This window comes from Paraburkholderia jirisanensis, from assembly GCF_054782355.1.
In genome coordinates this window covers 597438-612491 of sequence record NZ_BAAGSQ010000033.1, presented here as the reverse complement: position 1 = coordinate 612491, position 15054 = coordinate 597438, and the positions used below count along the sequence as shown (strand labels likewise).

The window sequence follows — 15054 nt, the reverse complement described above, 5'->3', positions numbered from 1 at the left end:
AATCCGGATAACCAGAACTTTGCCTTAATATAGCGCAGCCCGTTTTTTGACCAGAGTCGATAGACCGACCCCTATCCAACGTCTCAACGCCTCAACGCCTGCCCATGCGTCTGCCCGAATCCCGGCCTTTGCGTATTGCGCTGTTCTCGCTGGTGGTGCTTGTCATCGTGGTTGCCGGTTTCCTGGGCGGGTCCGCCTGGCGGCATCGGCAGCGCCTGAGCGTGCCGTTCCCGGCAAGCTTGCTCGACATTGCGCCAATCAGGCTGGCGCGGCCGGACGCGATGGTCGTCTCGAGCCGTCTGCGCGATCTGCCGCGCGACATGCTCAATGTGCCTCTGCTCAAGTCGGTGCTGACCGAAGACTTCGTTTTCTATTACGAGGAGCGCGATACGGTGCTCGGCCTGAAAGGCGCGATCCGGCGTATCGCGTACGAGCACAAGCTGTCGATCGGCGATGAGGTGGTGGCGCTCGCGCTCGACCAGCCCGCCGATGTCGCGCTGTGGCATGGGGCCGACGGCAAGCTCACGCACTGGCTGCTCAACGCGAATCGCAACGGCTGGACGCAGTTGCTCGAACTCGCAGCGAAGGTCGCGGCGAGCGACAGGCAACTCGCTCAGGTCGGTACGTTGCCGCTCAGCGGTGGTGCAACGACGCCGCTCTACCGGCTTCAATATACGCCGCAGGACGTGCTGTACTTCGCGGGCAACGGCGACAAGATGGTGGTGTTCGACGACCCGGCGATGATCGAAGGCGACAGCTATGGCGCCGATGCGGAGCGTGCGAAAGTCTGGGCCGCCTTACTCGATACGCATTGGCAAGCCAGTCCGTTGCGCCGCCATTTCGGTCTGGCGGATTTCAAGGGCAAGCACACGATGGTCGCGGAGACGGGCTATCTGTCGTTCAACTATCAGCAGTTCTTTCCGACGCTCGAGGCGTTGCGTTTCGATTTCGATGGGCAGAACTGGACAAGCTATGTCCGCGTAGCCGGTGGCGCGCCACGCGCGACGCTCGACACGCGGGATCTGTGGCATCACGTGCCAACGGCTGCGTCGCTGTGCACGGCGATGCCGCTCGAAGCGCACCGGCTCGCGCCGATTCTCGCAGGAACAAAGGATGTCGAGCCGCTTGGCGACCCCGACATGCTCGACGGCATTCACGCGCCGGTCGCCATCTGCTGGTATCCGTCGGGCGGGCTCTATAGTCCGCTCGTGGTTGGCCGCGTCGATGCGCGCACGACGACGGATGCCGCGCTCGACGCGCTGTTCGATGCGTCGATCGGCAATAGCCTGAGCGCGAAATCGCAGGACGAAGCCGCTGCGGGCGGTGCGACGAAGTCCGCGTCGGTCTCGCATGTCGACGTCAGCACGCAGGGCGGCGCGCGGATCTGGCATCGGCTCGTCAAGACGGACTTCGGCCGTTTCGATGTGACGATGGCGCGGCAGGGCGACTGGCTGGTGTTCTCTCCGAATGCACAGTTGGTGACGAACGCGCTGGCGGTCTTTACGAACCAGCGGCCGGCGCTGGCGGATTCGCTACCGGCGGATCGCTCGCTGATCGAAACGGTGATCACGCCGCGTACCTTGTCGGCCTTGCTCGAGCAGGCTGCACTCGGCTCGCTGCCGCAGCAGACCGAGCCGATTCTGCGGGAAGCCGCGCAGAATCGTTTGACGCCGCGCTTGCAGGCGTTGGCCGCGTTCCCCCCGGTGGCGCTGATCCTGCCTGAATCCCTGCACGATGATCAACGCGCGTGGCAACCGATCGAATGGCAAACGCTCAGCGACGCAAAGTGATCCGCGCGGCTTGTGCCGGTGTCACGTTCGCCGCGCTCGGTGGCGCGGCGACGCGCAGCGCGCCCGTATGGGCCGACACGGCGGCAGCCCCGGTACTCGACGCCGAACAATCGCGCCGCTTTCGCGCGTGGTTCGTGCTGCTGGTCGCCGAGCAGTTGCGCCGAGGCCCGAACCCGCGCTGGTACCACCGCGATTGCGCCGGTCTCGTCCGGTTCGCTGTCGGCGAAACCTGGCGTTCGCACGACCTGAAATGGCGTGCGCAAAACGGGCTGAACAATCGCCGTCTTCCGCCCGAGCTCGAACTGTCCGCGGCGCAGCAGGCGTCGTGGCCGCAGCGGTGGCGCCGCATCGACGGCAGCGAAGGCGCGTTCGTCACGGCGTTCTCGCTGGTGCAGGAAAACAGTGTGCTGGTGTCGCGCGACATCAATCTCGCGGAGCCTGGCGATCTGCTGTTCTTCGACCAGGGCGACGATCAGCATCTGATGATCTGGATGGGCAACTACATCGCCTACCACAACGGTCGACGCACCCGCGACGACACGGGGCTCAGGGCGGTGGGCGTTCAACAATTACTGACGTGGAGCGATGTCCGGTGGCAACCCCGCAGCGACAATCCCAACTTTATCGGCGTGTTCCGGCTGCGCTTCTTGTCGCGCTGAGCCTGTTCGCGCCGTGGGCGGCATCGGGTGCTTCGACGCCCGGCGGCTCCTCGTCTGAACCGTCTGCGGCCGAAACCGCCAGCGCCGCGTCGGCACCGGTCGAGCCCGCGTCGCTAACCAGCGGCTACCATCGGACCGAAGGCGCGCCATTCTTCCTGCTGGCCGACAGCGGTTTCACCAGCGATAGCGAAGCGCGCGTGCGGATCGAAGGCGATCCTGCTGTGTTCGAGGATTACGGCGGCGTCGATGTCGTCGTGTATCGCGTGCCGAAGCCGCTCGATTTCCTGAAGGGGCAGAAAGACCTGCACCGGATTCAGGTCAACGGCGACTATGCGGGCGAAGGCCTCGCCAACACGATCAGCTTCCTGTGGGACAAGTGGTTCAAGAAGTCGCGGATGATCTTCCAGCAGATCTTCACGGGCGCCGCGCGCCAATCGGTGGTGGCGGCGGCGCCGTCGATGACGCAGGCGGCGCCGGGCAGCTATCAGACGCGCTTTCACGCGCCGCCGCAGTACCGTGTTCTCAAGCAGTTCGACATGGTCGAGCGGTTCCGTTATCCGGTGGGCGACGCCACGCCGATCGCGCCGCCGGCGGACGTCAAGCTCGCGGGCAGCAGCAGCGATTTCATCTCGCCGCAGCAGGGCAACGTGTATGTGCCGCTCGGCAAGCTGAAGCCCGGGCTCTATTTCATCGAGGCGTATGTCGGCGCGCATCGCGCCACGACCTTGGTCTTTGTGTCGAACACGGTGGCGATTACCAAGACGGCCGGCAAGTCGATGCTCGTCTGGACCACCGACCGCATGACCGGCAAGCCGGTCGGCGATGTCGACGTGGTCTGGTCCGACGGCAACGGCACGCTCAAAAGCGATCACACGGACGACGACGGTATCGCGAGTTTCAGCCGCGAGGTCCCCGAGAAAAGCTACACGCTCGGCCAGGACAAGGACGGCGGGGTGTTCGTCTCGGAGAATTTCTACTACGACAGCGAGATCTACAACAGCAAGCTCTATCTGTTCACGGACCGGCCGCTCTACAAGCCGGGCGACCTCGTCCATCTGAAAGTCTACGGCCGTGAATTCACCGGCGCACGCGAGTCGAAGCCGATCGAGCCGGCGAAGGTGGTGCTCAAGCTGGTCGATCCGTCGGGCCAGGCGTTGTTGTCGCAACCGTTGCAGATCAGCGCGGACACCGGTGGCGATACCGAACTCAGCCTGCCGTCGAACGCGTACCCGGGCGGCTATGAGTTGCGTTTCGACTACCGCGATGCGACGTATAGCGCGATGTTCCGGGTCGCCGACTATGCAAAGCCGGCTTTCGATGTGTCGATCCATCTCGATCGCGAGGACCTGCGTGTCGGCGAGCCGGTGACGGGCCAGGTCGAGCTGCGCTATCCGAACGGGAATCCGGTCAAGGATGCGAGCGTGTCGCTCGATCTCAAGTCGCAGACGCTTTCGGTGACGAACGGAGATCCGGAGTTTGGCGCGCGCTTTCCGCAGAAGCTCGCACAGAGCACGCTGACGGTCAATGCGCAGGGCATCGCGCGTTTCACGTTGCCGTCGGCCGCGGTGCCGAGCCGCTACCTGATTCAGGCGGTTGCGAGCGAGCACGAGATTTTTCCGGTCAGCGCGAATCGCGAGCTGATTCTTCAGCCGGCGCCGCCAAAGTACGTTCTCAAGGCTGTCAAGGATGAGGCCGTGGCGCCCAGCGCCGCCGCGGCTTCTGCGGCGTCCGCCGCCTCGGGTTCATCCGCTTCACCCGCGCCGGCGGCGAGACGCGTGACCTTCGCGTTCCAGGGCGTGACCTCGTTCGACGCCGCGGCCAGCTGGGAAGCGATCCGCCTCGAAGACCGCCGACGCCTGCACGGCACGCTGCCGGCCGGGAAAACGAGCTTCGATATCGCTTTCCCGGGCCCCGGCGGCTACAACATCTTCGTACGCGGCAAAGATGGCAGCCTGTTGGGCCAGGCGAACTACAGCATCGCCGCACCCGCAGCCAGCGCGCTGTCGGGCGCGATCGCAATCACGCTCGACAAGGCCCGCTACCAACCCGGCGAGGTTGCGCACGTCAAGGTGGTGTTTCCCGAGCCGATCGCGAACGCGTTGTTCACGCTCGAACGCGATCAGGTCGAGCATCGCGCGCTGCTGAGTCACGGCGACGACTGGGTCAAGCTCACGCAACAGGGCCCGACGCAGTGGCAGGCCGATATCCCCGTCAAGGACGACTACGGTCCGAACATCACGTTCTCGGCGCTTTACGTGAAGAACGGCGACTTCAATTTCCAGAACGCGGGGATCGAGGTCAAGGTGCCGGCAATCGATGTCGCCATCCATACGGACAAGAGCGATTACCGCCCCGGCGACAAGGTGACCGTCGATCTCACCAGCACGGTTGCCGGCAAGCCGGTCGAGGCGGTGTTGAGCGCGGGGGTTGTCGACGATATGGTCTACACGCTCCAGCCCGAGGTCGCGCCGTCGATCTTCGATTTCTTCTATCACCCGCGGCGCGATAGTGTGCGGACCACGGCGAGCCTGAATTTCTATGGTTACGATCTCGCGTGGTCGCCGCATACGGGCAGCGAGGCGAAGTTCGACTACAACCAGCGCGCGCTCAAGATCCTCACGCGCCCGCGTCGCGAGAACATCGATACCGCCGCCTGGCAGCCGACCTTGAAGACGGATGCGAACGGTCATGTGAGCTTCAGTTTTACGATGCCGGACTCGCTGTCGCGCTGGCGGATTACCGTGCGCGCGACGACGGCCGACGGCGTGGTCGGTCAGCGCAGCGCGTCGATTACGTCGAGCAAGCCGGTCTATTTGCGCTGGAGCGGTCCGACGCATTTTCGCACCGGCGATGCGCCGACCATCGGTTTGATCGTCTTTAGCCAGAACGCGACGCCGGTGTTGGCCACGCTGAAGGTCGGCGGTATTGCCACCGATAAACCCGAAAAGTCTTCGCTCGATCTGACGCTCAAGCGGGGCGATAACTTCATCGGCCTGCCGTTGAACGTCACGCAAAATGCCGAGCTCGATCTGCAACTCAACGGCAGCGACGGCGCCGCGCTCGATCATCTGCGCGTGCCGTTGACGGTCGACGCCGCCGGCTGGTCGGCGCCGCAGAGCCAGATCGTGCACGCGGCCGATACGCTGCAATTGCCGGCCGACGCGCGCGAGATCCGGCTGCAGCCGGCTACCGGCTCGCAGCAGGCGTTCGGTTCGATCATCGACAGTCTGATCGACTATCCGTACGGTTGCGTCGAGCAGACCGCGAGCCAGATGATTCCACTGACGATGGCGCTCGACGGGATCCCCGACGATCCGTCGAATCGCGCGCTGCGCGACACACTGCAGCAGCGTCTCGAAACGGCGCGCGGCCGGTTGATGGCGATGGCCGGGCCGAAGGCGGATTTCGCGTGGTGGGGCGATCAGACGGCGGGCGATCCGTTGCTGACGACCTATGCGTACTACGCGGACTGGCGCGCGACGCAGCGCCTGGGCATCAGCTTGCCGCCCGAGCACTGGCAGCATGTGTTCGATACGTACCAAAGCTACTCGTCGCGGATGTCGATCTTCGAGCGTGCGTTGACGTTGTGGTTGATGCAGGACATGCATCTGCCTGTGCAGACGCTTGCCATCGGTGTCCAGCATGTGCTTGACGCACAGAAGGAGCCATCGCCTCAAGCGGCGCCGGACGATTCTTCGAGCATCGTGCTGGGTGCGCCGGGGCCGCGGATCCGCTGGCAGATGAGCCTGCTGCTGTGGCGCGACATCGTACGGCGCGAGAAGATGCCCGACGATCCGGCGCTCACGGCAAAGGCTGCTACCGCGCAAACCGAATTGCAGGCCAGCACGAATCCGGCGATGGCGGCGCTGGCGGTTGGCTTGAGCGGCAAATCCGATGCGCCCGCGATCGCGGATATCGTCACGCGCTTCGACGACTCGTCACCGACGATGGATCGCGCACTCGCGTTGATCTGGCTGCAGGCCGGTGTCCATGCGGTCGCGCCGGATGCCGCGAAGCGGAGCTGGGCGCTCGCAAACAGCTGGCGCTTTGTGGATTCGGCGGGCGGCGGGTATTGGACTTACCGGAACCTGCAGACACCCGTGCCGGTGCCCGCGCCGCTGCCGTTCGCCAAGGCGCCGCCCGCTGCGCAGGCGTTTCGCGTCACGTATCAGTCGACGGACGCGTCTGCGCCGAATCTGCCGGTCAGCGTGACACGGCGCCTCTATCGTTTGACGCCGACCGCGAAGGCCGGTGTTTTCAACGTAACGAAGGTGGAGGGCGGGACGTTGGCGGCGAATGCGTTGTACGTCGACGAGGTCGAACTTGCGCCACGCGGTCCGAAGCAGTCGTATCGCTATGGCCTGCTCGAGGTGCCGGTGCCCGCGGGCGCCGACATCGAGTCGCAGCGGTTCGGCTTCGAGATCGATGGCCTCGATGCGCTCGCGAAACCCTCGAAGGGGAAGGGCGACGCGAATGCATCAGACTCAGGCGCCGCGAGCGACGGCAACAGCAGCGACGCCGATGCGCCGCAAGCCGAAAACGGCGATGCGCTGCTCACCAGCGAAGGCGTGCTGAGCGCGGACAAGATCCAGCAGTTCAGCAACCACTATGCGGTGCCGGTCGCGCAGCTCGACGGCAAACTGGTGATACGACATCTGATCCGGCTCGGACAGGTCGGGCACTTTGTATTGCCGGCCGCGCGCTACTACCGGATGTACCAGCCGTCGTCGAAAGCGTTCGATGCGGCAGGCCCGACGACATGGACGATCCAGTGAAGGTCCGCGCTGTCGTGCTTGCCGCGGGCGTCGCGAGCCTGATATTCGCGACCGCATCGATCGCTCATGAAGGCATCGGCCCGGCCAGCTGCGAGCACCTGCCGATGCTCGAGTCATGGCTCAAGCTGCACGAGGCGCGCTGGGATCCGGTGCTGAGCGCGGAGCCTGGCTACGAACGTCCCGCGCACGTCGACGTATGCCGTCTCGACGGACGCTGGCCGTTTGCCGACAACCATATGAACCGCGTTTTCGTTCGCCGTCTCGAGACGACCGACGACCAGATCACGCTTGCGCACGAGTATCTGCATTTGGCGTTCCAGCACTATCCGAGCGGGCACGACGAACACTACGTTGAAACGACTGCGAGGCGGCTGATTGCCGACTATCCTTGAGCGAATCCCTGATGCATCGATCATCCGTTGTTCGCGCGTTGCTGCCGGTGATGCCGTTGCTTGCCGCGCTTGCGGCACAGGCCGGCTTGCCGCAGTTCGCTCACGCTGCAGACGCCAATGAAGTTGGCGCGATCCATCTCGATGCGCCGGAATCAGGCTGGCGCAACAGCTCGATCGATACCGATCCGCAGGACTTCGTGCAGGAAGTCCACTATCCCGCATCGGACGTGAATACGCGCGAAGGGCAGAGCCGGTTCGCGCTGATCGCAGGCGAAGTCAAACAGGCGCCGAAACAGAAAAAGCCCGCGAAGGCCGCTTCGGAATCGGGCGATGCCGATACGCCCGGCACCGCGCCCAACACGCTGATCGTCAACGGCGTTGCGATGCCGTTGAAGGTCGACGAAAACGGCCGGTTCTCGCGTCCCTACGCATTCGGTAAAGGCGCGAACAATGTCGAGGTGCGCAGCGCCGACGGTTCGCACCGCGCGGTCGCGCAATTCTACGAGGCGAATCCGAACCAGCTGCCCGCGAAGCTTCGCGTCGTGCTGTCGTGGAGCACGGACCAGACCGACCTCGACCTGCACGTGCTGATGCCTGACGGCCAGCATTGTTTCTATGGCAACCGCGTGCTCGACAATGGCGCTGCGCTCGATGTCGATGTGACGAGCGGCTACGGGCCTGAGATCTTTGAATCGCCGGTTGCCGAGCCTGGGCGTTACTACGTCTATGTGAATTACTACGGCGGCGAAGGGATGAGCGCCAGGGGCAAGCCCGCGACGATCACGGTGGCGACGATTACCGTGATCCAGAACGAGAACACGGTGAACGAGAAGAAGCAGAGCTATGTCGTGCCGATGCGCAAGCCTGGTGAATTGACGCTTGTGACGAGCTTTGTGTATTGAAGTCTCGACGCTAACCAAGTCGGGGCTATTCAAAGCATGATTTCAATGCATTTGCTTTCATCGCCGAGCGGGTGCGAACGCGACGACCATACTTGATCGAGGCTCGGCCGAACCAGATCAAGTTCGGTCGACAGGCCCGCACTACGACGAAAGTGCGCGCTGTTTGCTGCCTGCGCTTCGACCACGCGCTGGTCCTGACGCACGACGCGAAGCAGGAACGGCCACGCCAACATCCGCACAGCCCAACGCGGCGCCCAACGATTCTCGACGTGAAACGTGCCGTGCACGCGCGTCACCGATTCGCTTTCGGGGCTGAAATGCAAGGTGAAAAACAGCGCACTGCCGTTTTTATAGCGGTATTCGAGCTGTGCCGAGCCTGCCGCCGCCGCCGAAAAATGCGCACGCTCCCGGTCGCGCGGCGATTCGAACAATCGGTATAACAAGCCGTTTTGCTGTGGCTGCCCGTCGTAGTCGACCTGAAGCGCGCCTTCCAATCGTGTAACAGTTGCCTTGATGCATTGACGCTCACCTTCGCGGCGCACCAGCCCCGGATGGATGAAGTGCGTGTGCATGGGGTCGAGGAAATTCTCCAGCGCATCGACGGCTCGCGCATTCCATATTGAACTCCACGTCAACCGATGGCCGCCCACCGGCAAACCGCCGACAAACGCGGGAAGCGCCGACGCTGCCGCTTCATCCTGCGCATCAGTCTTTATCCAGATCAGGCCGTCACGCTCGATTACCCGTGCAGCCGCTACGCGAATCGTCGGTATGCAAGCCTGTGGCGTCAGACCCGGCACGGCGGTACAACGCCCGTTCGCATCGAAGGTCCAGCCGTGATAACAGCACTGCAGCCCTGCAAGCGTCACGCGTCCCATCGACAACGGAACATGCCGGTGCGGACAACAGTCGTCGAGCGCAAGCAGCTCGCCTGACTGCAGCCGTGCGATCACCCATCTGCGATCGAGGAGGGTGACGCTCAATGGCGCGCGCTGAACCCGCCGCGACTCGGCGACGACGAACCAGCTGCGGTACAGCGCCGGATTCCATGTGCTCATAGCCGAAAGCGCCTCATGATGGGTACGCCGAGCCTGGTCGTCAGAATACGCAGACCGCTGAGCGTGCGACGTGTCGCCGCGCTCAGGTGCCGACTGAACACCGCACTGTATTCGATCGCGGGCTCACCGCCGCGCAGCCGCTTGAAGTGCGCGGCACCCGCACTCAGATTGAGTTCGGCGTCGCGCTCGATGGTGGTCTTCAGTACGTGCGCCATCAGCAGGCGGTATAAACCGGCCGATTGCGGCCAACTCGTGTCATAGCCGACGATGGGCGCGCTCAAGACCGATGCCTGCCCGAACATCCCGACTACCGCGCGCAGCGTTCCGGTGTGGTCCTTGAAGCCCGCGAATTCGAGCAGACCGGCGGCATGCCACGCGTGCAGGAATGCTGCGGTGTAGCGCGGATTGAGATGCGAATACTTGTCGATATAAAGCTGCGCGTAGAGCGTTTCGGCGCGCGCGAAGTCGGTGCCGGCGAACGCGTCGTGCGCAACCGGTGTCAGCGGCGTCGTGCGCAAAAGCTGCAGATCGCGCTGCAGGTTTTGATGCCGGGTCGCTTTTTGCTTCATGTCGCGAAAGAGGTAAACCTGTCGCGTCGGAATCAGTTCGAAACCGGCTGCGACGAGCGCATGCAACCAGTCCGCATGCTGCTCGAAGTTCAACGAACGGAACCATATCGCGTGATGCGGCCAGCGATGTTGACAGGCCCTTGCCAGCGCGTCGAAATCGATGCCGTCCGCTGCGGGATACAGATTCGTGCTGATCAGCCAGTTGTTGATCGACACCGCACTGTCAAGCTCGGCTCGCCGCAAGCACCGGTCCGCGATACCGATTACGCCTGCTAGCGGTGGCGCGATCAGACGGGGCGCAACCCGGCGGGTTTCTTCGAGCGCATAGCGGCTATACGTCGTCAACGGCGAGCAGACCCATGCGTTGAGCGAGTTCGCATCGTTGACCGTGACAGGTAGCGCGAGGCTTCCCGCTTCGATGGTCTCCACACGCGCTTCGATGTTTGCGACAAAGCCGCGCGTTTCTACGCCTGCATGCAATGCGGCAAACGCGTCAGCGCGGGCTGCGAAACTCATCGGCGACGCGTGCAGCGCTTCACTCATGGCTCGGGCAACTCCTGGCCGTCCCATTCGATATCCTGGGTCGCGGCCTCTCGCATATTGCAGCGCTGTGCGAGCGCAAGCCTCGCGTACGAAGCCAGATCGCGCAGCGCGCCGGCAATCGGCCCGCGGTCGCCCGGCGTGCCGATCACATCGGAGGCGGCGCGATAATCGTGCAACCAGCGTCGCAGGTCGCGCCGCCCGATTGCGTCGACGAGCCCTGCGCTCAGCATCACTGCGCTCACCATACGTGGATGGCTCGACGACGGCTCGATCGGCGCGGCTAGCGTACCGTCGAGTGCAGCCGGCAGCGGATCGTCGAGTGCAAACAGGTGGCATCCGCTGGTCGCGCGCGGGTTGCATTCGAGCACGCTCACGTGCCCGTCCGCATGCTGGATCCAGTCGAAGGACAGTTGCCCGGTAAAGTCCAGCTTGCGCGCAAAGTGTTCGACAAAACGACGGATGCCGTCGATGCGCGCGGCCTCGAAATAGAAGCTCGAACTGGTCGACATGCGCCAGCTCGGATGATAGAGGCTGTGCGCAAGCAGCCGGCCGCGATCCGCCACGCTATAAGAACAGAACTCGCGACCCTCGGCGTACGCCTGCACGACCCAGTTGCCAAGCGATGCCAGAGGCGGTGCGTTCTCAGGAATGCCGCGCTTATAGATCCGCACATGCACGCCGAATCGCGAGAACTCCGGTTTCAGGACCACCGGCCGCGCGCCAGCCCATTCGCGTGCTTCGTCCAGCGACACCACGCGTGCGGAGTGCGGAACCTGTACGCCACAATCCTGCGCGAGCGACAGGAAGCGCCATTTGCTGTGCACGTCGCGCATTTTGGCAAAGTCGTCGGCGAGCACGCGAACGTGCGCGGGCAGCCGGTCGCGATAACGCGAAACGAAGAATACTTCCTCGCAAGTGGGCACGATCATGTCGATGGCGTGGGCCAGCGACGCGCGACGCAAATCGTCGATGAATTGCGTGGGGGCGTGACGCGGCGCGGCGATGCGCAATGTCTGCGTCACCGCGTGGGATGCACCGCTGATCTGGCAAGGGATGCTATCCGCGACGAACACTTTCCACCCCTGGTGCGCGAAGCGGCGAGCGTGATCGAGCGCGACGGGCGCGCGGCCACCGAGTATCAGCACGTTACGCGTCATGATGCATCCTGGCCGGTGGCGACAAGGCTTCAGATGCGGCCGGCCGCGTCACGCAAACGATGCGTCTGCGCTTGGCGGCGGGAGAGAGTGCCGGCATCGCGATGCGTTGCCATGCGAGCGGCTGCATCCGTTGAGCACGCATGAACTGGTCGACCGCAGACGGTAGCGTGCGGAGCGCTTCGTCATCGCCTTCGAGTGCAAAATGCAAGGTCTCTCCGTGCTGCTCGACACGGTAATTCGTTACGCTGGCAAACTCGCGCGCAACCAGATGACGCAGTGCATCGGGAAACAGCGGCATCAGCCGCGTTGGATTCTCTAACGACGGCAGCCATAAAACATCGTCCAGACGCCCATCGATAGCCGCGAGCATTCGCGTGACACGGCCGCATTCGCACGGTTCGGTGCGGATGCGCAGGATGTCGTTCAGCCGATAACGCACGACCATTTGCGTGCGCCGCGTGAAATCCGTGACGATGGGCACGAACCGCGTGTGGTGGTCATCCAGCCACTCGGGCTCGACGTGGACGAACTCTTCGTTGAGATGTAAGACGCCATGCGCACACGTATAAGCCAGAAAGCCTTCGGTGCATTGATAGAGCTGGTGAACCGTCGTCCGGAACGCATCGCGAATCAGCCGTTCGTCGTCCGGTTCGAGCACTTCCGCGACTGAGATCACGCGACGTGGGGCGATCGGCGCTCGACCGGCGAGCGATTCGGCGGCAAGCCACGCGAGTACGCTGGCCGGCGCGACCAGTACGTCTGGCTTGAGTTGCGTCAAGGCTGCGATGTGCGAATGCGCACCCAACTGCAGATCGAAAAAACGGAAGTCGATGCGGCGGCTTTTCAGCGTCGTATAGAGCGAACTGTTGGCGCGCAGAAAGAACGCTACGCGCAGCGGCGCCCGCCGTATCAGCAGATCCTTCAGCAATGCGCGGTCGAGCGTGCGCGCAAGCAGAATGCCGGCCCATGTCGCGCGTTCTTGCGATGACGCGAGAAATACGCCACGCGGGCCCTGCGTGCCACTCGAAAGACCGGCGGTCAGCGCGGGATCGAACCCGTCAGGGAGCCGACGTGATTGTTCCGCGGCAAGCGCCGCGGACGTAGCGTCGGCGAGCGAGATGCCACGCGTGTTGAACGCTTCGAACTGGGCCAGCGTGATCGCCTTGTCCACGATCGGTAGCGACGCAAGATCACCGCCTGCGCAAGACCGGTAAAACGGTGCTTCCTGTAGTGACGTCCGAATAAACCTGGCCAGTTGCATCGACTGCCAGTGTTCCAGCGACTCGCGGTCGCGAAAGCGCAAGCCCCAACGCGTGCGGATAAACGCAACGATGAGCCGTGCCATTTCAAGCGGTTTCATGGCGCACCTGTTCCCAGGTTACTTCGCAATGCGACGGCACGATCAGCAGATCGCTGCGTGCAGACAGCAACTGTCGCAAGCCGGCAAACGTGCCCAGATAAGCGTGCTTGTCCGCGAATAGCTGGGATGCGATCCACGATGGCGGGCGGTCGCGTTGGACGGCATCGAGCGACCAGCACGCGTCGGCAACCAGAAACACGTCACGGCCGTCGCTCGCGCGAAACAGGATGCCCATTTGCCCCGCGGAATGTCCGGGCAGCGCGACGCCAACTACGCTGCCGTCGCCAAGCAGATCGAAGCCTTGCGTGAAGGGCCGCATTGACGCAGCCAGCGGCACGCGCGGCAAGTCTTCGGCAAAGCTCAAACGGGTATCGAAGTCGACGGGAAGCAGCGCGCGCAAGAAGCCGCGCCGCAATGCGCCGATCCGCGAACGCCGGCGCATTGCATCCACTTCCGCCCGCATCGCAAAGAGCCTGGCATGCGGGAAATCGGAAAGTCCAGCGATATGGTCGGCGTGAAGATGCGAAATGAACAGATGGCGGATATCGGCGAACTGGTAGCCGCGCTGCGCGAGTTGCGTGGCGAGAGTTTCGTCATCGCGAAGCGACACAGGGGTCACCCAGCGATAGAAGCGCTCCGGAAACGGCGTGGTAGCCGCGAAAAAAGCGTCGCTATAACCCGTGTCGAACAACATCGGGCCGCGCTGCGGATGAACCAGCAAACCGGCCAGCGCAGGAAAGCGCACCGACGCCAGGCGTCCGCCGCGCTGCGCGACACACTCGGGGTGTGAGCAATGCCCCACCTTCAGCAAATGAAATTCGAGCGCAATTCTGCTCATACGCGGTCCTTGTGAGCCGCGAACCAGGTTGCGGTGCGTTGCAGTCCATCGGAGAACGCTACCTTGGGTTCGTAGCCGAGCACGTCGCGCGCCTGCGTCAGATCGAGCGTTTGCGAAAAGGCCAACAGACCGGCGGAATAGCGTGTGAGCGGCGGTTCCCAGCCCGGTGCGAACTTCGCTCCGAGTTCGAGCGTGCGCGCGACGGCGTCGAGTAGCGGGTAGGGCACGCTGCGAAAGCGCGCGTCGAAGCCGAATCCGCTAGCCAGTGCCTTATACAGCGCGATAACCGGCATCGGTTCGCCGTTGCTGATATTGAACGTGGCGCGGCGAAGGTCGGCGGCAAGCGCCAGCATGACTGCATGAACGACGTTATCGACATAGGTCAGATCGATCAGTGCCGCGCCACCTTGCATCAACGGCAACTGCGTTTTGCGCGCGACGCGCAGCAGGCGTGGCAGCAAGGTGTTGTCCCACGGGCCGAAAATCGCGCGCGGTCGTAGCGCGATGACCGATTCGATCTTCGAGTGCATCACCTGTTGTTCCGCGATCCCTTTGGTGCGCGCGTATTCATTGACGGGCGACGGCAACGGTTCGTTTTCACTGATGTCGAGCCGGTCGCGAAAGTCGAAATACAGGCTGGGCGTCGAAATATGGACGAGCCTCGCGATGTTGTGCGTCGCGCATGCGGCGATCACTTCGCGTGCCGACGCGATATTGGCGCGCTCGAAGTCATCGCGGCGCCCCCACGGCGACGACAATGCCGCGCAATGGATGACGGCATCGGCCTCGCGTGCGGCCGCGGAAAGTGCCTGGGCGCTGCCCGGGTCGCCATGGGCGAGCGCCACGAACGATGCGCTGCCCGCAAGGGATTCGCTGTGCGTCAGCATCAGGACTTCCGATGCCTGATCGCGGTTGCGTCCGGTAAAGACGACGTCGTGTCCGGCGCGCACGAGACGCCATACCAGATGCCGACCCAGAAAACCCGTGCCGCCCGTGACGAGTATGCGCATG

General features: G+C 63.7%; 11 protein-coding genes. 5 read left to right on the top strand and 6 right to left on the bottom strand.

Translation table 11 applies throughout. The annotated features are described in order from the left end of the window. Positions 1-104 precede the first annotated feature (104 nt). Genes ACYVNQ_RS34695 through ACYVNQ_RS34675 form a run of 5 tightly spaced genes read left to right on the top strand, consistent with a single transcriptional unit; the run spans position 105 to position 8518 of the window. Positions 105-1790: a DUF2138 family protein gene (locus ACYVNQ_RS34695; RefSeq protein WP_460909677.1), complete on the top strand. Its 1686-nt coding sequence runs from the start codon at positions 105-107 to the stop codon at positions 1788-1790. Then, positions 1763-2449: a DUF1175 family protein gene (locus ACYVNQ_RS34690; RefSeq protein ID WP_460909674.1), complete on the top strand. Its 687-nt coding sequence runs from the start codon at positions 1763-1765 to the stop codon at positions 2447-2449. The genes ACYVNQ_RS34695 and ACYVNQ_RS34690 overlap by 28 nt, the downstream gene beginning before the upstream one ends. Beyond that, complete coding sequence (locus ACYVNQ_RS34685) at positions 2383-7224, top strand: alpha-2-macroglobulin family protein (RefSeq protein WP_460909672.1); 4842 nt, start codon at positions 2383-2385, stop codon at positions 7222-7224. Before ACYVNQ_RS34690 ends, ACYVNQ_RS34685 begins: the two co-directional genes overlap by 67 nt. Beyond that, a complete protein-coding gene (locus ACYVNQ_RS34680) occupies positions 7209-7616 on the top strand; it encodes a DUF2300 domain-containing protein (RefSeq protein ID WP_460909670.1) in 408 nt (135 codons plus the stop codon). The genes ACYVNQ_RS34685 and ACYVNQ_RS34680 overlap by 16 nt, the downstream gene beginning before the upstream one ends. Positions 7617-7627: 11 nt before the next feature. Further along, the gene (locus ACYVNQ_RS34675; RefSeq protein WP_460909668.1) at positions 7628-8518 is read left to right on the top strand and encodes a YfaP family protein; all 891 of its coding nucleotides are present in this window, start codon (positions 7628-7630) and stop codon (positions 8516-8518) included. A gap of 29 nt (positions 8519-8547) precedes the next feature. Here the strand turns inward: ACYVNQ_RS34675 and ACYVNQ_RS34670 are convergent, their stop codons facing one another. The 6 genes from ACYVNQ_RS34670 to ACYVNQ_RS34645 are packed head-to-tail and all read right to left on the bottom strand — an operon-like array spanning position 8548 to position 15053. Continuing rightward, positions 8548-9576, bottom strand: coding sequence for a Rieske 2Fe-2S domain-containing protein (locus tag ACYVNQ_RS34670; RefSeq protein WP_460909666.1), 1029 nt, complete (start codon positions 9574-9576; stop codon positions 8548-8550). Continuing rightward, positions 9573-10688, bottom strand: coding sequence for a hypothetical protein (locus tag ACYVNQ_RS34665; RefSeq protein ID WP_460909664.1), 1116 nt, complete (start codon positions 10686-10688; stop codon positions 9573-9575). The genes ACYVNQ_RS34670 and ACYVNQ_RS34665 overlap by 4 nt, the downstream gene beginning before the upstream one ends. Beyond that, complete coding sequence (locus ACYVNQ_RS34660; protein ID WP_460909661.1) at positions 10685-11845, bottom strand: ATP-grasp domain-containing protein; 1161 nt, start codon at positions 11843-11845, stop codon at positions 10685-10687. Before ACYVNQ_RS34660 ends, ACYVNQ_RS34665 begins: the two co-directional genes overlap by 4 nt. Beyond that, positions 11835-13205 (bottom strand): F390 synthetase-related protein, encoded by a 1371-nt coding sequence (locus ACYVNQ_RS34655; protein WP_460909659.1) that lies wholly within the window; start codon positions 13203-13205, stop codon positions 11835-11837. The genes ACYVNQ_RS34660 and ACYVNQ_RS34655 overlap by 11 nt, the downstream gene beginning before the upstream one ends. Then, entirely contained in the window at positions 13192-14043 is an 852-nt protein-coding gene (locus ACYVNQ_RS34650) for an MBL fold metallo-hydrolase (RefSeq protein WP_460909657.1), read from the bottom strand. Before ACYVNQ_RS34650 ends, ACYVNQ_RS34655 begins: the two co-directional genes overlap by 14 nt. Further along, the gene (locus tag ACYVNQ_RS34645; RefSeq protein ID WP_460909655.1) at positions 14040-15053 is read right to left on the bottom strand and encodes an NAD-dependent epimerase/dehydratase family protein; all 1014 of its coding nucleotides are present in this window, start codon (positions 15051-15053) and stop codon (positions 14040-14042) included. The genes ACYVNQ_RS34650 and ACYVNQ_RS34645 overlap by 4 nt, the downstream gene beginning before the upstream one ends. Position 15054: the final 1 nt, after the last annotated feature.